19 protein-coding genes are annotated in these 20,350 nt (G+C 64.7%); 14 read left to right on the forward strand and 5 right to left on the reverse strand.

The window, feature by feature from the left end:
• Positions 1 to 87: 87 nt before the first annotated feature.
• Together IAE37_RS14215 and IAE37_RS14220 are read right to left on the reverse strand one after the other, a co-directional pair.
• Positions 88 to 1,254: a patatin-like phospholipase family protein gene (locus tag IAE37_RS14215; RefSeq protein WP_201174600.1), complete on the reverse strand. Its 1,167-nt coding sequence runs from the start codon at positions 1,252 to 1,254 to the stop codon at positions 88 to 90.
• 146 nt (positions 1,255 to 1,400) lie between these two features.
• Positions 1,401 to 2,336, reverse strand: coding sequence for a lipid A biosynthesis lauroyl acyltransferase (locus tag IAE37_RS14220; RefSeq protein ID WP_136913429.1), 936 nt, complete (start codon positions 2,334 to 2,336; stop codon positions 1,401 to 1,403).
• Positions 2,337 to 2,447: 111 nt separating this feature from the next.
• Here IAE37_RS14220 and minC point away from each other — a divergent pair, with 111 nt between their 5' ends.
• From minC to IAE37_RS14285, 13 genes are all read left to right on the forward strand, one after another.
• Positions 2,448 to 3,209, forward strand: coding sequence for a septum site-determining protein MinC (gene minC / locus IAE37_RS14225; protein ID WP_201174601.1), 762 nt, complete (start codon positions 2,448 to 2,450; stop codon positions 3,207 to 3,209).
• Between the two features lie 96 nt (positions 3,210 to 3,305).
• Positions 3,306 to 4,118 (forward strand): septum site-determining protein MinD, encoded by an 813-nt coding sequence (gene minD, locus IAE37_RS14230; protein ID WP_136913427.1) that lies wholly within the window; start codon positions 3,306 to 3,308, stop codon positions 4,116 to 4,118.
• A 3-nt stretch (positions 4,119 to 4,121) separates the two neighbouring features.
• Positions 4,122 to 4,376, forward strand: coding sequence for a cell division topological specificity factor MinE (gene minE, locus IAE37_RS14235; protein ID WP_021782476.1), 255 nt, complete (start codon positions 4,122 to 4,124; stop codon positions 4,374 to 4,376).
• Between the two features lie 148 nt (positions 4,377 to 4,524).
• The gene (locus tag IAE37_RS14240) at positions 4,525 to 5,160 is read left to right on the forward strand and encodes an RluA family pseudouridine synthase (RefSeq protein ID WP_201174602.1); all 636 of its coding nucleotides are present in this window, start codon (positions 4,525 to 4,527) and stop codon (positions 5,158 to 5,160) included.
• Positions 5,161 to 5,204: 44 nt separating this feature from the next.
• Positions 5,205 to 6,494, forward strand: a complete 1,290-nt coding sequence (locus tag IAE37_RS14245) for a M18 family aminopeptidase (protein ID WP_201174603.1) — start codon at positions 5,205 to 5,207, stop codon at positions 6,492 to 6,494.
• Between the two features lie 205 nt (positions 6,495 to 6,699).
• Complete coding sequence (locus IAE37_RS14250) at positions 6,700 to 6,867, forward strand: hypothetical protein (protein WP_201174604.1); 168 nt, start codon at positions 6,700 to 6,702, stop codon at positions 6,865 to 6,867.
• A gap of 45 nt (positions 6,868 to 6,912) precedes the next feature.
• Positions 6,913 to 9,066, forward strand: coding sequence for a mechanosensitive ion channel domain-containing protein (locus IAE37_RS14255; RefSeq protein ID WP_201174606.1), 2,154 nt, complete (start codon positions 6,913 to 6,915; stop codon positions 9,064 to 9,066).
• A 232-nt stretch (positions 9,067 to 9,298) separates the two neighbouring features.
• Entirely contained in the window at positions 9,299 to 10,363 is a 1,065-nt protein-coding gene (locus IAE37_RS14260) for an ABC transporter substrate-binding protein (protein WP_201174608.1), read from the forward strand.
• A gap of 66 nt (positions 10,364 to 10,429) precedes the next feature.
• Positions 10,430 to 11,236, forward strand: coding sequence for an alkaline phosphatase family protein (locus IAE37_RS14265; RefSeq protein ID WP_201174610.1), 807 nt, complete (start codon positions 10,430 to 10,432; stop codon positions 11,234 to 11,236).
• The gene (locus IAE37_RS14270; protein WP_201174612.1) at positions 11,233 to 12,072 is read left to right on the forward strand and encodes an ABC transporter permease; all 840 of its coding nucleotides are present in this window, start codon (positions 11,233 to 11,235) and stop codon (positions 12,070 to 12,072) included. The genes IAE37_RS14265 and IAE37_RS14270 overlap by 4 nt, the downstream gene beginning before the upstream one ends.
• Complete coding sequence (locus IAE37_RS14275; protein WP_201174614.1) at positions 12,062 to 12,856, forward strand: ABC transporter permease; 795 nt, start codon at positions 12,062 to 12,064, stop codon at positions 12,854 to 12,856. Before IAE37_RS14270 ends, IAE37_RS14275 begins: the two co-directional genes overlap by 11 nt.
• A 1-nt stretch (position 12,857) precedes the next feature.
• Positions 12,858 to 13,847 carry an ABC transporter ATP-binding protein gene (locus tag IAE37_RS14280; protein ID WP_201174616.1) on the forward strand — a complete coding sequence of 330 codons (990 nt, stop codon included), beginning with the start codon at positions 12,858 to 12,860 and terminating at the stop codon, positions 13,845 to 13,847.
• Between the two features lie 10 nt (positions 13,848 to 13,857).
• On the forward strand, positions 13,858 to 14,511 hold the full coding sequence (locus IAE37_RS14285) for an HAD family hydrolase (protein WP_201174617.1): 654 nt from the start codon (positions 13,858 to 13,860) through the stop codon (positions 14,509 to 14,511).
• A gap of 102 nt (positions 14,512 to 14,613) precedes the next feature.
• Here the strand turns inward: IAE37_RS14285 and IAE37_RS14290 are convergent, their stop codons facing one another.
• On the reverse strand, positions 14,614 to 15,576 hold the full coding sequence (locus IAE37_RS14290; RefSeq protein ID WP_201174618.1) for an NAD(P)H-quinone oxidoreductase: 963 nt from the start codon (positions 15,574 to 15,576) through the stop codon (positions 14,614 to 14,616).
• 145 nt (positions 15,577 to 15,721) lie between these two features.
• Here IAE37_RS14290 and IAE37_RS14295 point away from each other — a divergent pair, with 145 nt between their 5' ends.
• Entirely contained in the window at positions 15,722 to 17,803 is a 2,082-nt protein-coding gene (locus IAE37_RS14295) for a carboxy terminal-processing peptidase (RefSeq protein ID WP_201174619.1), read from the forward strand.
• 142 nt (positions 17,804 to 17,945) lie between these two features.
• Here the strand turns inward: IAE37_RS14295 and IAE37_RS14300 are convergent, their stop codons facing one another.
• A complete protein-coding gene (locus tag IAE37_RS14300) occupies positions 17,946 to 18,776 on the reverse strand; it encodes a hypothetical protein (RefSeq protein WP_201174620.1) in 831 nt (276 codons plus the stop codon).
• Entirely contained in the window at positions 18,777 to 20,348 is a 1,572-nt protein-coding gene (locus IAE37_RS14305; RefSeq protein ID WP_201174621.1) for a hypothetical protein, read from the reverse strand.
• Positions 20,349 to 20,350: the final 2 nt, after the last annotated feature.

Raw genomic sequence — 20,350 nt, forward strand, 5'->3', positions numbered from 1 at the left:
CCCCCCCCCCCCCCCCCCCCCCCCCCCCCCCCCCCCCCCCCCCCCCCCCCCGCCCCCCCCCCCGGCGCCCCCCCCCCCCCCCCGCTCCTACAGTTGGGTTGCCGTTGGGGCAAACAGGAATTGCCCCAGCTCCCGCCGCTTGGCCAGGGCATCCCTGCGCCCCAACTCGATCAGCTCGCTGCAATAACTCGCCTCGAACAGCAAATAGCTCAACACCCCCGCCCCGCTGGTGCGCGTCGCCCCCGGCCCACGCAGGAAGGTGCGCAGCGCCGAGGGCAGCTCGCGCCGATGCCGCGCGGCGATTTCGTCCAGTGGCTGGCTGGGCGCCACCACCAGTACCTCGATCGGCGCCAGCCCCAGGCGTCGCGCGTTCAGGTGTGCCGGCAGCAGGTGGCTGAGGTGGTTGAGTCGCTGCAACAGCTCGATGTCGTCCTCGAGGCTGTCGATGAAGGTGCTGTTGAGCATGTGCGCACCGATCTGCGCCAGGCTCGGCTGCTGGCCGCTGAACAACCGCTGGGCGGGCAACGGCGAAGCCGGGCGCTGCGGGTTGCCGCTGACGCCGACCACCAGTACGCGGCTGGCCCCCAGGTGCAGGGCCGGGCTGATCGGCGCCGACTGGCGCACGGCACCATCGCCGTAGTACTCGTCGCCCAGCCGCACCGGCGCGAACAGCAGCGGGATCGCCGCGCTGGCCAGCAGGTGGTCGATCGACAACGCCGTCGGCACGCCGATGCGGCGGTGGCGCAGCCAGGCGTCGATGGTGCCGCCGCCCTGGTAGAAAGTTACCGCCTGGCCCGACTCGTAGCCGAACGCGGTCACCGCCACCGCGCGCAACTGCTCGGCGGCCAGGGCGTGGCCGATGCCGTCGAGGTTCAGGTGCGCGGTCAGCAGGCCACGCAACGGGCTGCTGTCGAGCAGTGCCACTGGTGCCTGGCCGCCCAGGCCCAGGAGGCTATGGCCGACGAAACGGCTGGCCTGGCGGATGACTCCCGGCCAGTCGCTGCGCAGCACCAGGTGGCTGCGGAAGTTCTGCCAGAACGTGGTGAGGCGTTCGATCGCCTCGCCGAAGCGGGTGGCGCCGCTGGCCAGGGCGACAGCGTTGATGGCCCCGGCCGAGGTGCCGACGATGACCGGAAACGGGTTCGGCGCACCGGCCGGCAGCAGTTCGGCGATGCCGGCCAGGACGCCGACCTGGTAGGCGGCGCGGGCGCCGCCGCCAGAGAGGATGAGACCGGTTACCGGGGGTGGGGCCATGCGTGGATTCCTGGATGAACTAGGTTGCCTGTTCCGGCCCTTTCGCGGGCAAGCCCGCTCCCACAGGTCCGCGTATCGCCTGAGGCTATCGCGGTCACTGTGGGAGCGGGCTTGCCCGCGAAAGGGCCGGCACAGGCAACCTGATACTAGCGTTTCTTCTTGTCGTACAGCCGCGGTGCCCCTTCAGGCCGCGACTTGAAGCGCCGGTGCGCCCACAGGTACTGCTCCGGGCACTCGCGCAACACCCCTTCGACCCACTGGTTGATGCGCAGGCAGTCGGCCTCTTCGCTCTCCCCCGGGAAGTCGGCCAGCGGTGGATGCACCACCAGACGATAGCCGCTGCCATCCTCCAGGCGCTTCTGGGTGAACGGAATCACCTGCGCCTTGCCCAGGCGGGCGAATTTGGTCGTGGCGGTGACCGTCGCCGCCGGAATACCGAACAACGGCACGAACAGGCTCTGCTTGGCGCCGTAGTCCTGGTCCGGGGCGTACCAGATCGCCCGCCCGGAACGCAGCAGCTTGAGCATGCCGCGCACATCCTCGCGCTCCACCGCCAACGAATCGAGGTTGTGCCGCTCGCGGCCACGGCGCTGGATGAAGTCGAACAGCGGGTTGCCGTGCTCGCGGTACATGCCATCGATGGTGTGGGCCTGGCCCAGCAATGCGGCGCCGATCTCCAGGGTAGTGAAGTGCACGGCCATGAGGATCGCGCCCTGCCCGGCCTGCTGCGCCGCCTGCAGGTGCTCGATGCCTTCGATGTGCGCCAGGCGCGCCAGCCTGGCCTTGGGCCACCACCAGCTCATGGCCATTTCGAAGAAGGCGATGCCGGTGGAGGCGAAATTGGCCTTCAACAAACGCCGCCGTTCGTCGTCGGACATTTCCGGGAAGCACAGTTCCAGGTTGCGCGCGGCGATGCGCCGGCGCTCACCGGCCAGGCGGTACATCACCGCGCCCAGCGCGCTGCCGAGCCCCAGCAGGGCGCGGTACGGCAACTGCACGACCAGCCACAGCAAGCCCAGGCCCAGCCACAGGCCCCAGAAACGTGGGTGGAGGAAATAGGGTCGAAAACGCGGGCGTTCCATTGAAGCTTCCGGTAAGACAAAGGCCGGGCATTCTACAACGGTTCGGCATCGGTTGCGGCCAAACGGTCTTATCGTTATAAGTCAGGGCACTTTTTTCGCAACAAGCCGTCTATGCAGACCATGAGCACAAACCCAACACCCGACACCGCCTCCGTGTTCCAGCTCAAGGGCAGCATGCTCGCCATCACTGTGCTGGAACTGGGGCGCAACGACCTGGAAGCCCTCGACCGCCAGTTGGCGGCGAAAGTGGCCCAGGCCCCGAATTTCTTCAGCAACACGCCGCTGGTGCTGGCCCTGGACAAGCTGCCGGCCAGCGAAGGCGCCATCGACCTGCCCGGGCTGATGCGCATCTGTCGCCACCATGGCCTGCGCACCCTGGCCATCCGCGCCAGCCGCATCGAGGACATCGCCGCAGCGATCGCCATCGACCTGCCGGTGCTGCCGCCTTCCGGCGCCCGCGAGCGGCCGCTGGAGCCCGAGCCGGAGGTGAAGAAGCCCGAACCCACCCCACCACCGCCGCCACCACCGGCCGAACCGGAGGTGCGCCCGACCCGCATCATCACCACGCCAGTGCGTGGCGGCCAGCAGATCTACGCCCAGGGCGGCGACCTGGTGGTGGTCGGTTCGGTCAGCCCAGGCGCGGAACTTCTCGCCGATGGCAACATCCATGTGTACGGCGCCATGCGCGGCCGCGCCCTGGCGGGTATCAAGGGCAACACCAAGGCACGGATCTTCTGCTACCAGATGACCGCCGAAATGGTCTCGATCGCCGGCCAGTACAAGGTCTGCGAAGACCTGCGCCGCGACCCGCTGTGGGGTGCTGGGGTGCAGGTCAGCCTGTCTGGCGATGTGTTGAACATCACCCGTCTTTAACGGATACTTGCCGGCATTTTTAGCGCAACTTTTTTCTCGTTGCCGTTTTTTGTATTTGCAGGGACTCGCGTCCCGTTTATTTAGGGGTGAAACACCTTGGCCAAGATTCTCGTCGTTACTTCCGGCAAGGGGGGCGTGGGCAAGACCACCACCAGCGCCGCTATCGGTACCGGCCTCGCACTGCGCGGCTACAAGACGGTCATCGTCGACTTCGACGTGGGCCTGCGTAACCTCGACCTGATCATGGGCTGCGAGCGCCGCGTGGTGTACGACTTCGTCAACGTGGTCAACGGCGAGGCCAACCTGCAACAGGCCCTGATCAAGGACAAACGCCTCGAGAACCTGTTCGTGCTGGCCGCCAGCCAGACCCGCGACAAGGACGCGCTGACCCAGGAAGGCGTCGAGAAAGTGCTGATGGAGCTGAAGGAAACCTTCGACTACGTCATCTGCGACTCGCCGGCCGGTATCGAGAAAGGCGCGCACCTGGCGATGTACTTCGCCGACGAAGCCATCGTCGTGACCAACCCGGAAGTCTCCTCGGTGCGTGACTCCGACCGCATGCTGGGCATCCTGTCGAGCAAGTCGCGGCGCTCGGAGAACGGCGAAGAGCCGATCAAGGAACACCTGCTGATCACCCGCTACCACCCCGAGCGCGTCGAGAAGGGCGAAATGCTCAGCATCGCCGACGTCGAGGAAATCCTCGCCATCAAGCTCAAGGGCGTGATTCCCGAGTCGCAGGCCGTACTGAAGGCGTCCAACCAGGGTATCCCGGTCATCCTCGACGACCAGAGCGATGCCGGCCAGGCCTACAGCGACACCGTCGACCGTCTGTTGGGCAAAGAAAAGCCACTGCGCTTTATCGACGTGCCGAAGCAAGGATTCTTCGCGCGCCTGTTTGGAGGCAAATAAACCATGAACCTTTTTGACTTCTTTCGTGGCAGGCAGAAACAAAGCAGCGCGTCGGTAGCGAAAGAGCGTCTACAGATCATCGTGGCGCACGAGCGCGGCCAGCGCAGCGAGCCCGACTACCTGCCGGCCTTGCAGAAGGAACTGCTCGAGGTGATCCGCAAGTATGTGAACATCGGCAACGACGATGTGCACATCGAGCTGGAAAACCAGGGTAGCTGCTCGATTCTGGAACTGAACATCACTTTGCCTGATCGCTGATCTGGCTAGAAGCTGGGGCTGCTTTGCAGCCCATCGCGGCGCAAGGCCGCTCCTACAGGGGTATGCGATCCCTGTGTAGGAGCGGCCTTGCGCCGCGATGGGCCGCAAAGCGGCCCCAATGCTTTCCCAACCCCATAGAGACCCCGCAATGCCGCTGTCAAACGTCCAGATCCTCCATGAAGACGCCGCCATCCTGGTAATCAACAAACCGACCCTGCTGCTGTCGGTGCCAGGCCGTGCCGAGGACAACAAGGACTGCCTGATCACCCGCCTGCAGGAAAACGGCTACCCGGATGCGCTGATCGTCCATCGACTGGACTGGGAAACCTCCGGCATCATCCTGCTGGCCCGCGATGCCGACAGCCACCGCGAGCTGTCCCGCCAGTTCCATGACCGCGAGACCGAGAAGGCCTATACCGCGCTGTGCTGGGGCCAGCCGGCGCTGGATAGCGGCAGCATCGACCTGCCATTGCGCTACGACCCACCGACCAAGCCACGGCACGTGGTGGACCACGAGCAGGGCAAGCATGCGCTGACCTTCTGGCGGATCGTGGAACGTTGCGGCGATCATTGCCGGGTCGAGCTGACGCCGATCACCGGGCGTTCGCACCAGCTGCGCGTGCACATGCTGTCGATCGGCCACCCGCTGCTGGGCGACCGGCTGTATGCCAACCCCGAGGCGCTGGCCGCCCATGAGCGGTTGTGCCTGCACGCCTCGATGCTGAGCTTCACCCACCCGGTTTCCGGACAGCGGTTGAAGTTCGAGTGCCCCGCCCCCTTCTGAAGGCATCTGCGCTAAACTCGCGCCACTGCTGTCTGGAGTGACCTATGCGCGATGCACTGAATACCGGCCTGATCGAATTCCTCAAGGCCTCCCCGACGCCCTTCCACGCCACCGCCAGCATGGCCCAGCGCCTCGAGGCCGCCGGTTACCAGCGCCTGGACGAGCGCGACAGCTGGGCCACGGTGCCCGGCGGTCGCTACTACGTGACCCGTAACGATTCCTCGATCATCGCCATCAAGCTGGGCAAGCAAGCGCCCGTGCTCAACGGCATCCGCATGGTCGGCGCGCACACCGACAGCCCGTGCCTGCGGGTCAAGCCGCAACCCGAACTGCAGCGCCAGGGCTTCCTGCAACTGGGCGTCGAAGTGTACGGCGGCGCGCTGCTGGCGCCGTGGTTCGACCGCGACCTGTCGCTGGCCGGCCGGGTCACCTTCCGCCGCGACGGCAAGGTCGAGAGCCAGCTGATCGACTTCAAGCTGCCGATCGCGGTCATCCCCAACCTGGCCATCCACCTCAACCGCACGGCCAACGAAGGCTGGCAGATCAACCCGCAGACCGAGCTGCCACCGATCCTGGCCCAGGTCGCCGGTGACGAGCGCATCGACTTCCGCGCCCTGCTCACCGAGCAGCTGGCCCGCGAACACGACCTCAATGCCGACGTGGTGCTGGATTACGAACTGAGCTTCTACGACACCCAGGACGCCGCGTTGATCGGCCTGAACGGCGACTTCATCGCCGCAGCCCGCCTGGACAACCTGCTGTCGTGCTTCGCCGGCCTGCAGGCCCTGCTCGCCGCCGACAGCGACGAGACCTGCGTGCTGGTGTGCAACGACCACGAGGAAGTAGGCTCGTGCTCGGCCTGCGGCGCCGACGGCCCGATGCTCGAACAGACCCTGCAGCGCCTGCTGCCGGGCGGCGACGAATACGTGCGTACCATCCAGCGCTCGCTGATGGTCTCGGCCGATAACGCCCACGGCGTGCACCCCAACTACGCCGACAAGCACGACGGCAACCACGGGCCCAAGCTCAATGCCGGGCCGGTGATCAAGGTCAACAACAACCAGCGCTACGCCACCAACAGCGAAACCGCCGGCTTCTTCCGCCACCTGTGCATGGCCGAAGAGGTGCCAGTACAGAGCTTCGTGGTGCGTAGCGACATGGGCTGCGGCTCGACCATCGGCCCGATCGCCGCCAGCCACCTGGGTGTGCGCACGGTCGACATCGGCCTGCCGACCTTCGCCATGCATTCGATCCGCGAGCTGTGCGGCAGCCATGACCTGGCGCACCTGGTGAAGGTGCTGACGGCGTTCTACGGTAGTCGCGAGTTGCCGTGATATTGCTTTAGGCAGGCCTGGCCTCTTCGCGGGTAAACCCGCTCCTACAGGTATCGCACAGATTCTGAAACCTGTGCCGCACCTGTAGGAGCGGGTTTACCCGCGAAGAGGCCCGCAACGGCAACGACTGCTCCGGATCAACCCCCACGAGCACGCAACCCGCTATGCTTGTTTACATGGCCCCACCGCAAAAGGATTGCTCCCCATGTCCCCCTTCCTGTCCCTGTTCGTGCCGGTGTTCCTGTTCCTGCTGCTGCTCACCATCGGCTTCAGCCTGCGCGAGCGCAACATCGGCGTGGTGATGATGTGGATCGGCACCCTCGGCATTTTCGGCCTCACCTGCTGGAAGATCCTGGAGCAACTGCCGACATAAACCTCTACACTCGGTCAATTGTTCGACCCTGAGGTAGATTTCCCGGTGCCTGCCCTTTTCCGTTGCCTGATCCTGCTGTTCACCCTGTTCGTCGTCCCCGCCCACGCCGCGGGCCTGCCCAGCCTGCTCGGCTCGAGCACGCCGGCCCAGCCACAAGCCACCGAACCGCTGGGCAAGTCGCTGGACGAGGTGATCAAGAACCTGGAAAACGACGAGCAGCGCACCAAGTTGCTGGCCGACCTGAAGAAGCTGCGCGACGCCACCAAGCAGACGCAACCCAGCGTCGAGCAGGGGGTGCTCGGCCTGATCGGCGGCGTACTGCACGATTTCGAACAACAGTTCAGCGGCAATGCCAGCCCGTTCCATCGCTGGGCGCTGGAAATCGAGCAGGCCCAGGCCGAGCTGGCTGAGCTGATCGTACCGGTGCATCAATGGCCGGCGATCCTCTTCGGCTTCGCTGCCGTCATCGCCGTCTGGAGCCTGCTGGCGTGGGTGTTCAACTGGATCGGCCACCGCGTGCGCGTGCGTTTCGGCCTGACCGAGGAACTGCCGCAACACCCGCGCACCTGGGACCTGGTGCGCTTCGCCCTGCGCAAGCTGGGGCCCTGGCTGGTAGCGTTGATCTTCACCGTGTACCTGAGCTTCGCCCTGCCCCCTTCGCTGGGCAAATCGCTGGCCATGGTGCTGGCCTATGCGTTGGTGGTCGGCACCTGTTTCTCGGCCATCTGCGTGATCGCCTTCTCGCTGCTCGACGGCCCGCATCGCCACCGTGCCCTGCATATCCTGCGGCACCAGGCCTTCCGCCCGCTGTGGCTGATCGGTAGCTTCGCCGCCTTCGGCGAGGCGATGAGCGACCCGCGCATGCTGGTCGCCCTGGGTACCCATCTGGCGCATGCCCTGGCAACCTTGGCCAATGTCATCGCGGCGCTTTCCTCCGGCCTGTTCATCCTGCGCTTCCGCCGGCCGATCGCCCACCTGATCCGCAACCAGCCACTGGCCCGGCGCCTGACCCGGCGCACCTTGAGCGACACCATCGAGATCCTCGGCAGTTTCTGGTTCGTGCCGGCACTGATCCTGGTAGCCATCTCGCTGTTCGCGACGTTCATTTCCGCCGGTGACACCAGCACCGCCCTGCGCCAGTCGCTGATGTGCACCGTGCTGGTGGTGGTGTGCATGGTGCTCAACGGCCTGGTGCGCCGGCATGCCGCCAATCCCAAGCGCACCCACAAGCGCCAGGCGGTGTACGCCGAGCGCCTGCGCAACTTCGGCTACCTGCTGGTGCACCTGTTCATCTGGCTGGTGTTCATCGAGCTGGGGTTGCGGGTGTGGGGCCTGTCGATGATCAGCTTCGCCGAGGGCGAAGGCCATGACGTGAGCCTGCGCCTGCTGGGCCTGGCCGGTACGCTGATCGTCGCCTGGCTGGTGTGGATCCTCGCCGACACCGCCGTGCACCACGCCCTGGTGCGCTCGCGCCGGGGCCTGGCCAACGCCCGTGCGCAGACCATGATGCCGTTGATCCGCAACGTGATGTTCGTGGTGATCTTCATCATCGCGGTGATCGTCGCCCTGGCCAACATGGGCATGAACGTCACCCCGCTGCTGGCCGGTGCCGGTGTCATCGGCCTGGCCATCGGTTTCGGCGCGCAGTCGCTGGTGGCCGACTTGATCACCGGCCTGTTCATCATCATCGAGGACTCCCTGGCCATCGACGACTACGTCGATGTCGGCGGCCACCTCGGCACCGTCGAAGGCTTGACCATCCGTACCGTGCGCCTGCGCGACATCGATGGCATCGTGCACACCATCCCGTTCAGCGAGATCAAGAGCATCAAGAACTACTCACGCGAGTTCGGCTATGCCATCTTCCGCGTGGCCATCCCCCACAACATGAGCATCGACCGCGCCATCAGCCTGATTCGCGAGGTCGGTCAGAAGCTGCGCAACGACCCGTTGATGCGTCGCAACATCTGGTCGCCGCTGGAGCTGCAAGGGGTGGAAAGCTTCGAGTCGGGCTCGGCGATCCTGCGGGCACGCTTCAAGACCGCGCCAATCAAGCAGTGGGAAGTGTCGCGCGCCTTCAACCTGGCCCTCAAGCGCCAGCTCGACGAAGCCGGGCTGGACTTGGCGACCCCACGCCTGTCGGTGCAGGTGGTGACCGCCGGCGGTGGCGCCATGAGCGAGCCCAGCCCCGCCAGTTGAAACGCCGATGAACATCCTGTGACAAGGCGGTGAAGCCACCGCCTGGAACTGGTCTACGCTGTAATTCCAGGAAACTGGAACCTTCTATGCATGCCTTCTCCTACATCAAACTGCCACACGACGCCGCTATCGTGGTGCAGGTTTGCTTGCCCGAAGCGAGGGGTTCCAGCAAGGCGCTTTCCATAACCCCATCCAACGACGGTCACACAAGCACCCACCCAAGGAGCTTCGGATGAAAAAGCTGTTCATGGCGTCACTGCTCGGCTCGGCCATTACCCTGTGCACCTCGGCGCTGGCCGCCGGGCCCGACCTCAAGGCTCTGGAGGACGCTGCCCGCAAGGAAGGCCAGATCAACAGCGTGGGCATGCCCGATGCCTGGGCCAACTGGAAAGACACCTGGGATGACCTGGCCAGCCAGTATGGCCTCAAGCACAGCGACACCGACATGAGCTCGGCCCAGGAAATCGCCAAGTTCAAAGCCGAGAAAAGCAACGCCAGCGCCGACATCGGCGATGTCGGTGCAGCGTTCGGCCCGATTGCCGCGGCCGAGGGCGTAACCCAGCCCTACAAGCCCAGCACCTGGGACCAGGTACCCGACTGGGCCAAGGACAAGGACGGCCACTGGGTGCTGGCCTACACCGGCACCATCGCCTTCATCATCAACAAGGACCTGGTCAAGGAAGACGAGCGGCCGACCTCCTGGCACGACCTGGAAAAAGGCAAGTACAAGGTCGCCATCGGGGATGTCGGCACCGCCGCCCAGGCCGCCAACGGGGTGCTGGCCGCAGCCATCGCCTACAAGGGCGACGAGAGCAACGTGGCGCCGGGCCTGCAACTGTTCACCAAGCTGGCCCAGCAGAAGCGCCTGTCGCTGGCCAACCCGACCATCCAGACCCTCGAGAAGGGCGAAGTGGAGGTGGGCGTGGTCTGGGACTTCAACGGCCTGAGCTACCGCGAACAGATCGACCCCAAGCGCTTCGAGGTGCTGATCCCGTCCGACGGTTCGGTGGTCTCCGGCTATACCACCGTGATCAACAAGTACGCCAAGCACCCGAACGCGGCGAAGCTTGCGCGTGAGTACATCTTCAGCGACGCCGGGCAGATCAACCTGGCCAAGGGCCACGCCCGGCCGATCCGCGCCAAGCACATGAAGCTGCCGGAAGACGTCCAGGCCAAGCTGCTGCCCAACGAGCAATACAAGGCCGAGCAGCCGATCAAGAATGCCGAGGCCTGGGAAGCCACCTCGAAGACACTGCCGCAGATGTGGCAGGAGCAGGTGATCATAGAAATGGAGTGAGGCCCCAACCTGTAGGAGCGGGTTTACCCGCGAAGAAGGCAACGCGGTTATTGATTTGGAGCCACCATGCAACACAACGTCATCCTGGTCCTGCTCGATGGCCTCAACTACCAGGTGGCCCATCACGCCATGGGCCACCTGCACGCCTACGTCGAGGCCGATCGTGCCGCGCTGTACCGCGTGGAATGCGAGCTGCCATCGCTGTCGCGGCCCTTGTACGAATGCATACTCACCGGCGTGCCGCCCATCGACAGCGGCATCGTGCACAACAACGTCAACCGCCTGTCCAACCAGCGCAGCGTGTTCCACTACGCCCGCGAGGCCAACCTGGGCACTGCGGCGGCGGCTTACCACTGGATGAGCGAGCTGTACAACCGCTCGCCCTTCGACCCGCAGCGCGACCGCCACACCCATGCCCCCAAGCTGCCGATCCAGCATGGGCTGTTCTACTGGGACGACCGCTACCCCGACTCGCACCTGCTGGCCGATGCCGAATACCTGCGCCGTCGCCATGCACCGAATTTCCTCCTGGTTCACCCGATGAGCGTCGACGACATCGGCCATCGCCATGGCCTGGACAGCAGCCAGTACCGCAACGCCGCACGCAGCGTCGACATCCTCCTGGCCGACTATCTGCCGGGTTGGCTCGAAGAGGGCTACCAGGTGCTGGTCACCGCCGACCACGGCATGAACAACGACCGTTCGCACAACGGCCTGCTGGCCGAGGAACGCGAGGTGCCGCTGTTCGTGTTCGGCGAGGCGTTCAGCCTCGACCCCGCCGCCAAGCCCCTGCAGACCGAACTGTGCGGCAGCATCTGCGAACTGCTCGGCGCAGCGCACGACAAGACCGTGTGCCGGGAACTGCTCAAGTGAGGGTCGGCAACCGCGCACGCTATCTCGCCCTGCTGTGCCTGCTGCCGTTCGCCGTGTTCTTCGTCATCTTCCAGATCGCCCCGCTGGCCTGGGTGGCCATCAGCAGCCTGCAATCGGAGGCCGGCTGGGGCCTGGACAACTTCAGCAAGATATTCGCCTCGAAGTTCTACCTGCAAGCCCTGCAGCGCAGCCTGGAAATCAGCTTCTGGTCCAGCCTGTTCGGCATCGTCATCGCCACCCTGGGGGCCTATTCGCTGCGCCAGGTGGACTCGCGGCTGCGTGACTTCGTCAGCGCCTTCGCCAACATGACCAGCAATTTCTCCGGTGTGCCGCTGGCCTTCGCCTTCATCATCCTGCTCGGCTTCAATGGCGCGCTGACCTTGCTGCTGAAGCAGGTGGGCCTGCTGCAGGACTTCAGCATATATTCCAAGAGCGGCCTGATCCTGGTGTACACCTATTTCCAGATCCCACTCGGCGTGCTGCTGCTCTACCCTGCCTTCGATGCCCTGCGCGAGGACTGGCGCGAGTCGGCCGCGCTGTTGGGCGCCAACCACTGGCAATTCTGGCGGCACATCGGCCTGCCGGTGCTGGCCCCGGCGTTGCTCGGCACCTTCGTCATCCTCCTGGCCAACGCCCTGGGCGCCTACGCCACGGTGTACGCACTGACCACCGGCAACTTCAACGTGCTACCGATCCGCATCGCCAGCCTGGTGGCGGGCGACATCAGCCTCGACCCGAACCTGGCCAGCGCCCTGGCCATGGTGCTGGTGGGGCTGATGACGCTGGTCACGGTGGTTCACCAATGGCTGTTGAAGAGGAGCTACCATGCGCGCTAAGCCGCTCTCGGCCGGCCTGTATCACCGCCTGGTGGTGTATCTGCTGTTCCTGATCCTGCTGCTGCCGCTGGCCGGCACCCTGCTCTACTCGCTGGCCACCAGCTGGTCGGCGAGCCTGTTGCCCAGCGGCCTGACCTTCAAGTGGTACCTGGCGCTGTGGAGCGAGCCGCGCTTCCTGGCGGCGTTCGGCCAGTCACTGCTGGTGTGCGTGGGCGCGCTGGTGCTGTCGGTGGTGCTGATCCTGCCGTTGCTGTTCGTGGTGCACTACCACTTCCCCAGGCTCGACGCGCTGATGAACATCCTCATCCTGCTGCCGTTCGCGGTACCGCCTGTGGTGTCGTCGGTAGGGCTGTTGCAACTCTATGGCAGCGGGCCGATGGCCATGGTCGGCACGCCGTGGATCCTGATCGGCTGCTACTTCACCATCGCCCTGCCGTTCATGTACCGGGCCATCACCAACAATCTGCAGGCCATCAACCTGCGCGACCTGATGGACGCCGCCCAGCTGCTTGGCGCCAGTACCTGGCAAGCGGCCCTGCTGGTGGTGCTGCCGAACCTGCGCAAGGGCTTGATGGTGGCGCTGCTGCTGTCGTTCTCGTTCCTGTTCGGCGAGTTCGTGTTCGCCAACCTGCTGGTCGGCACGCGCTACGAGACCCTGCAGGTCTACCTGAACAACATGCGCAACAGCAGCGGCCACTTCAACAGCGCCCTGGTCATCTCGTACTTCGCCTTCGTGCTGGTCATGACCTGGATCGCCAACCGCCTGAACAAGGACAAGACCTGACATGAGCTTCGTCAGCGTGCAACGGTTGCACAAGAGCTACGCAGGCAGCCCGGTGTTCCAGGACATCGATTGCCAGATCGAACGCGGCGAATTCGTCACCCTGCTCGGCCCCTCGGGCTGCGGCAAGTCCACGCTGCTGCGCTGCATCGCCGGGCTGACCCCGGTGGACAGCGGCCGCATTCTGCTCGATGGCCAGGACCTGGTGCCGGTGAGTCCGCAAAAACGCGGCATCGGCATGGTGTTCCAGAGCTATGCGCTGTTCCCCAACATGACCGTGGAGCAGAACGTGGCGTTCGGCCTGCGCATGCAGAAGGTCGCTGGCAGCGAGCGCCAGGCGCGGGTGGCCGAGGCCCTGGCACTGGTCGAGCTGGGCAGCTTCGCCGGGCGCTACCCGCACCAGCTTTCGGGTGGCCAGTGCCAGCGCGTGGCCCTGGCCCGCTCGCTGGTCACCCGCCCGCGCCTGCTGTTGCTCGACGAGCCCCTGTCGGCACTGGATGCGCGCATCCGCAAGCACCTGCGCGAGCAGATTCGCGCCATTCAGCGCGAACTTGGGTTGACCACCATTTTCGTCACCCACGACCAGGAAGAAGCGCTGACGATGTCAGACCGCATCTTCCTGATGAACGAAGGGCGCATCGTCCAGAGCGGCGATGCCGAAACCCTCTATACCGCGCCGGTGGACCTGTTCGCCGCCGGCTTCATCGGCAACTACAACCTGCTCGACCCGCAAAGCGCCAGCCGCCTGCTGCAACGCCCGATCGACAGCCGCCTGGCGATCCGCCCCGAGGCCATCAGCCTGGGCCGCGAAGGTGAACTGCAAGGCGTGGTGCGCAGCCATAGTCTGCTCGGCAACGTGATCCGCTACCGGGTTCAGGTGCGCGACGTGGAACTGGTGGTCGACGTGCTCAATCGCTCGTCGGCCGACCTGTACAAGGACGGCCAGCAGGTGGCATTGTCGATCGATCCCACGGCGCTACGGGAAGTGGCTTAAGGAGATACAGATGGCATTGGCGATTTTCGACCTGGACGAAACCCTGATCCACGGTGATTGCTCTTCGCTCTGGAGCGAGCAGATGGCCCGGCTGGGTTGGGTCGATGGCAAGACGTTCGTGCGCCGCGACCATGAACTGATGGAGGCCTACGGCAAGGGGCACCTGCGCATGGAGGAGTACATGGCCTTCAGCCTGGAACCGATTGCCGGGCGCACCCTGGAGGAGGTCGATCACCTGGTGGAGCCCTGGGTCGAGGACGTGATCGAGCCGATCATCTATGGCGATGCCTGCCGTTGCATCGCCGAGCACCGCCAGCGCGGCGACCGCATCCTGATCATCTCGGCCAGTGGCACGCATCTGGTCGGGCCGATCGCCGCACGCCTGGGCGTGGACGAATACCTGGCGATCGAACTGGACGCGGTGAATGGGGTGTATACCGGCAAGACCCACGGCGTGCTGACCTACCGCGAGGGCAAGATCACCCGGCTGATGGAGTGGCTGGACCAGGAGCAGGAGAACCTGGAGGGAGCGAGTTTCTATTCTGATTCGCGCAACGACTTGCCGCTGCTGTTGAGGGTGGACCATCCGCATGCGGTCAACCCCGATGCGGTACTGCGCGAGCATGCCCAGACCAATGGCTGGCCGGTCCTGAGCTGGAGCTGAAAGTCTTTATGGCCTGTGCCGGCCTCTTCGCGGGTGAACCCGCTCCTACAGCTGCTGCGCCGTCTGTAGGAGCGGGTTCACCCGCGAAGAGGCCTGGCCTGCTTACACCAAACTCGGGTCGATGATCATCACCAGCTTGCCCGACACCTGGTTACCCTCGAGCTCTTTATACGCCGCCTCGGCGAACTCCACCGGGTAGGTATCGACCAGTTGCGGCGACAAACGCCCTTCGGCGAACAGCGGCCACACCTGCTGCTGCAGGTCGCGCAGCAATTCGGCCTTGTACCCGTCGTCACGGTTGCGCAGCGTCGAGCCTGTGACCTGCAGGCGCTTGCCCAGCACCTGGGCGAGGTCCAGCTCGACCTTGCGCCCGCCCATCAGGCCGATGATCACCCAGCGCCCGTCCCGCGCCAGCAGCTTGAGGTTGAGCTGGCCATAGCTGGCGCCCACCGGGTCGAGGATCACGTCGAACGGGCCGAAGCCTTCCAGGTCGTCGAGGTTTTCGTTGCGCACCACACCACCCGCAGCGCCCAAGGCCTGGCAGTAGTCCAGGCGGTCCCTGGAACCGACACTGACCCACACCGGGCTGCCGAAAGCCTTGCACAGCTGGATCGCCGCGCTGCCCACGCCACTGGCACCGGCATGCACCAGCACCTTCTCGCCGGCCTTCACGCCACCGAGCTGGAAGATGTTCAACCAGGCGGTGGCGTACACCTCGGGCAATGCCGCCGCCTCTTGCAGGCTCAGCCCCTCGGGCACCGGCAGCACGTGACGGGCATCGACCACCACTTCCTCGGCCATCGCGCCGCTGGCCAGCAGCGCGCACACGCGATCACCCACGCGCCAGTCGGCGCCGGCGCCGACTTCCTCGATGACCCCGGCGCACTCCAGGCCCATGTAGGGGCTGGCACCCGGCGGCGGCGGGTAAAGCCCGGCCTTTTGCAGCAGATCGGCGCGGTTCAGCCCAGCGGCAGCCACGCGAATGCGCACTTGGCCAGCGTCACAGGTCGGTCGTTCGGCTTCGACCCAGGCCACATGTCCGTCAACGCCTTGCAATGCCTTCACAGTGCCTCCATAGTTGAATCATATGACCGAGCCTGGGAACGCCACGTCCCCAGGCTTTTTGCAGTATGCGACCGGCTCTTTTGGAACCGGCGAACGGAAAAGACGGCCTACTATGCGTGATCAATTGCCTCCACGTCGAATCAGCATGAAGCATTTCCTCCCCAGCACCGCCCTCGCCATGGTCATCGGCCTTGGCAGCCTCGCGCTCGGCGGCAATGCATCGGCCGCCAACAAATGGGACAGCCTGCAGCCGGACCGTGACGAAATCGTCGCCAGCCTCAACGTGGTCGAGTTGCTCAAGCGCCACCACTACAGCAAGCCGCCGCTGGACGATGCCCGCTCGGTCATCATCTACGACAGCTACATCAAACTGCTCGACCCTGCACGCAGCTATTTCACCGCCGCCGACATCGCCGAATTCGACAAGTGGAAGACGCAGTTCGACGACTTCCTCAAGAGCGGTAACCTCGAACCCGGCTTCACCATCTACAAACGCTACCTCGACCGCGTCAAGTCACGCCTGGACTTCGCCCTGGCCGAACTGGCCAAGGGCATCGACAAGATGGACTTCACCACCCACGAGACCTTGCTGATCGACCGCAAGGACGCGCCGTGGCTGAAGAACCAGGCCGAGCTCGACGACCTCTGGCGCAAACGCGTCAAGGACGAGGTACTGCGCCAGAAGCTGGCCGGCAAGGAACCCAAGCAGATCCAGGAAACCCTGACCAAGCGCTACAAGAACCAGCTGGCGCGCCTGGACCAGACCCGTGCCGAGGACATCTTCCAGGCCTACATCAATACCTTCGCCCAGTCCTACGACCCGCACACCAACTACCTGTCGCCAGACAACGCCGAGAACTTCGACATCAACATGAGCCTGTCGCTCGAAGGCATCGGCGCGGTGCTGCAAAGCGACAACGACCAGGTCAAGATCGTGCGCCTGGTGCCAGCAGGCCCGGCGGCCAAGACCAAGCAAGTGGCACCGGCCGACAAGATCATCGGCGTAGCCCAGGGCAATAAGGAAATGGTCGACGTGGTCGGCTGGCGCCTGGACGAAGTGGTCAAGCTGATCCGTGGCCCGAAAGGCTCGGTGGTGCGCCTGGAGATCATTCCGGCCAGCAATGCGCCGAACGACCAGACCACGAAGATCGTCGCGATCACCCGCGAGGCGGTCAAGCTCGAGGAGCAGGCGGCCAAGAAGTCGGTGCTCAAGCTCAAGCAGGATGGGCGTGACTACAAGCTGGGCATCATCGAGATCCCGGCCTTCTACCTTGACTTCAAGGCCTACCGTGCCGGCGACCCCGAGTACAAGAGCACCACGCGCGACGTGAAGAAGCTGCTGACCGAGCTGCGCAAGGAAAAAGTCGACGGCGTGGTCATCGACCTGCGCAACAACGGCGGCGGCTCGCTGCAGGAAGCCACCGAGCTGACCAGCCTGTTCATCGACAAGGGCCCCACCGTGCTGGTGCGCAACAGCGACGGCCGGGTCGATGTGCTCGAGGACGAAAACACCGGCGCCTTCTACAAAGGCCCGCTGGCGCTGCTGGTCAACCGCCTGTCGGCCTCGGCCTCGGAGATCTTCGCCGGCGCCATGCAGGACTACCACCGTGCGCTGATCATCGGCGGCCAGACCTTCGGCAAGGGCACCGTGCAGACCATCCAGCCGCTCAACCATGGCGAGCTGAAGCTGACCCTGGCCAAGTTCTACCGGGTTTCCGGGCAGAGCACCCAACACCAGGGCGTGCTGCCGGACATCGACTACCCGTCGATCATCGACACCAAGGAAATCGGCGAGAGCGCCCTGCCCGAAGCCATGCCATGGGACACCATCCGCCCGGTGGTCAAGCCAGCGGCCGACCCGTTCAAGCCTTACCTGGCCCAGCTCAAGGCGCAGCATGAGGCGCGCAGCGCCAAGGATGCCGAGTTCACCTACATCCGTGACCGCCTGGCGCTGACCCAGAAGCTGATGAACGAGAAGACTGTCAGCCTCAACGAGCAGGAGCGCCGTGCGCGCCATGACGAGATCGAGGCCAAGCAACTGGCCCTGGAGAACGTCCGGCGCAAGGCCAAGGGCGAAGAGCCGCTCAAGGAACTGAAGAAAGAGGACGAGGACGCCCTGCCGGCGGAAGACGAAGACACCAAGCCGGAAGACGACGCCTACCTGTCCGAGACCGGTCGCATCCTGCTCGACTACCTGAGCGCGAGCTCGCAGGTGGCCAAGCACTGAGGCGAATGATGTAACGAAAAAGGGGCGAACATGCAGATTTTCGCCCCTTTCTGTTTGTCTTGAGCCTTGTATTGGCCGGGAGATCGAGCGCCGCGCGGGCGGCGCTCGATCGCAAACCCAACCCAATACTGACGACAAGCGACTACTTCAGATCCACATTCAGGCTCGGCGTACCAAACGCTGCCAAGGACGCATTGGAGCCTGCGAAGTAGCCACTCCAGAAGTACTGCAGCTGCTCCATGGTCTTGCCCGAGCGATAGGCGTGCTTGACGTCCTTGGTCACCAGCCCGGCCCCCGCCACGTACACCCGCGCACCTTGCAGATCGGCGAACAACTGACGCTCCCCTACCCGCTTGAGCTCGGCCTGGGGATCGAGGTCGCGGATCCGGTTGTTGGCGTAGAAGCTACCGAAATCGCTGTTTTCCAGCATGTCAGAGAGCAGCAGGATCACGCGTTCGTCGGCAGGACGGGTCGCCAGGTCCTGGCCAATGTCACGCAACGAGTGGAAGATCTCGCTGCGCGGAATGTCTTCGCTGGCCTCGCGCAGGGCCTGCACGAACACCTGGCCGAACTTCTTCTGCAAGAACGCCTGCTGTTGCGCCACGCACTTGTCGAAGGTACGCAGCGATTGCATGCCGACATCGTCGCGGACCTTGCCCGCCAGCGGCGCATTCAACTCGCCGGCGAAGCGCAGCTGCATGTATTGCCCCGGCACGAAGGCCGAGAAGCTGTACAGGCGCAGCTTGTCGCCGGGGCCAATGAAGCGGTTGATCTGGGCCCAGGCAGCCTTCTGGATGCTCTCGGGCATGGGGATGGTCTGGTCGACGATCACCGTCAGCTCACGGCCAGAACCGGGCTGGCGGAAAGCGTCGGCCTTGGCGTAGGCATAGCAGTCGGGAATGTCGTTGCGCTCCCCTGCCTGCGCCACCGCAGGCAGGCAGAACAACAGGGCGATCAGTAGCTTGAGTTTCATTCAGACGCCTTCGAAATCTTTGAGCACCTGCTGTTCGGCGCGTAGCGCGAGCACCGCCACCTCGTCGTAGCCCTTGGTCTGGCAGACCTTGCGCAATTGCTCCTCGCTGTAGACGGTCAGATCCTTGTTGCGCAGGGCGTCCAGCGGCGTGGCGGCAGCAGCCGGCGCCGGTTGCTCGACGGGCTGCGACAACGGCTCGCTTACCGCCAGGGGCGCCGGCGCAGGCTGCGCGACAGGCTGGGGCGCGGCGGCCTTGGCCACCTGCGGCGCCTCGGCGGCCACTGAGCGGTGGGTGGTGTCGGCCTGCTTGCGGCGCACGTAGGCGTTGAAGTCGCGGCTTTGCGCGCCGCTGATGGCCACGGCCACCTCTGGGTCGGTGGTCGGGCGACGCGACAGCTTCAGCTGCAGCATGCGCAGCTTGTGGTCGGCGTGCGCGCTGATCTTGATGCGCTGGGTTTCCATCCAGCGCTCGAGCTCGGCGGCGTTGTTGAATTTGTGGGTGTATTCCCAGGCCTTCTTCGACTCGATCCCGGCAAAGCCGAAGATCGATGCCAGCCAGACGCTCACCGCCTGGATGGCGATGTAGATCACCGAGAGTACGACGAAGGTGATCAGCGAGGCGCTGCGGATGGCGTCCATCTTGTCGGTCAGGGTGCTGTCGCTGGCCTGCTGGTTCAACGTGGCCGACTCGTCGGGCAGCTCGAACGGGCTGGCGCTGGTCTCGGCGCTCTGCTGGGCGAAGACGTCGGGGTTGCCGACCATCTCGGTCTCGATGCTCTTGAGCTGGTAGGCGCGGATGCCGAAGGCAGCGCAGGCCATGATCACCACCACCAGGGCACAGCCGATGATCCAGCCACGCTTGGGGGTGACGGTGTGGTTGGTGTTGAGGCGATTGAGGATGCGGGTGTAATCCTTGGCCTCGGCATCGGTGTAGGTATCTTCGATGCCGACCACTCGTTGCATCTTGAGTGCCTGGTTGCCGCGCTCTGGGTCGCTCTCCCACCAATGACGGGCTTTGCTCACCAGGGTGTTGTGGTGAATTGCGCGCCCGGCAGCCTCGGCAAAGCCTGCGGAAATGATCGACAGCAGGAACGCAGCCATCCAGCCCAGGTAGGTCTGGTCATTGCTGGACAGGTTCTGGTTAATGAACGGCACCAACACATAGGCGAAGCCCACCGCTTCGAACAGGATCAGGAGGAATACCAGCACCAATACCCAAATTGGCCGCTCTCGCCGATCACTTTCGCCAATGGTGGCCAGATAGGACTGACATTTTTTGTAGGAGTCGGAGGTCTTGCCGCCGACGTCCTGGTAGTAGTCGTAGTAGTCGTTGCACAGCGAGGTTTCGCTGAGCAGCCACTTGTGGTCGTCGGTGCTGGTGTTCTTGCGCGCCAGGCGGGCCACCGTGCCGATCAGCGGCAGTCCATGCCAGGCACGCATGACGAAGTACGCCACCTGCTCCCAGTAGACCTTGATGGCGATGATGGCCAGCAGCGTCGACAGCACGGCGCCGCTGATCAGCTTGTTGGCCCATACCAGGGCCATCAAGGCGTTGAAACTGAACTCTTGCATCT

This window comes from Pseudomonas sp. S31, from assembly GCF_016648105.1.
Lineage (GTDB): Bacteria > Pseudomonadota > Gammaproteobacteria > Pseudomonadales > Pseudomonadaceae > Aquipseudomonas.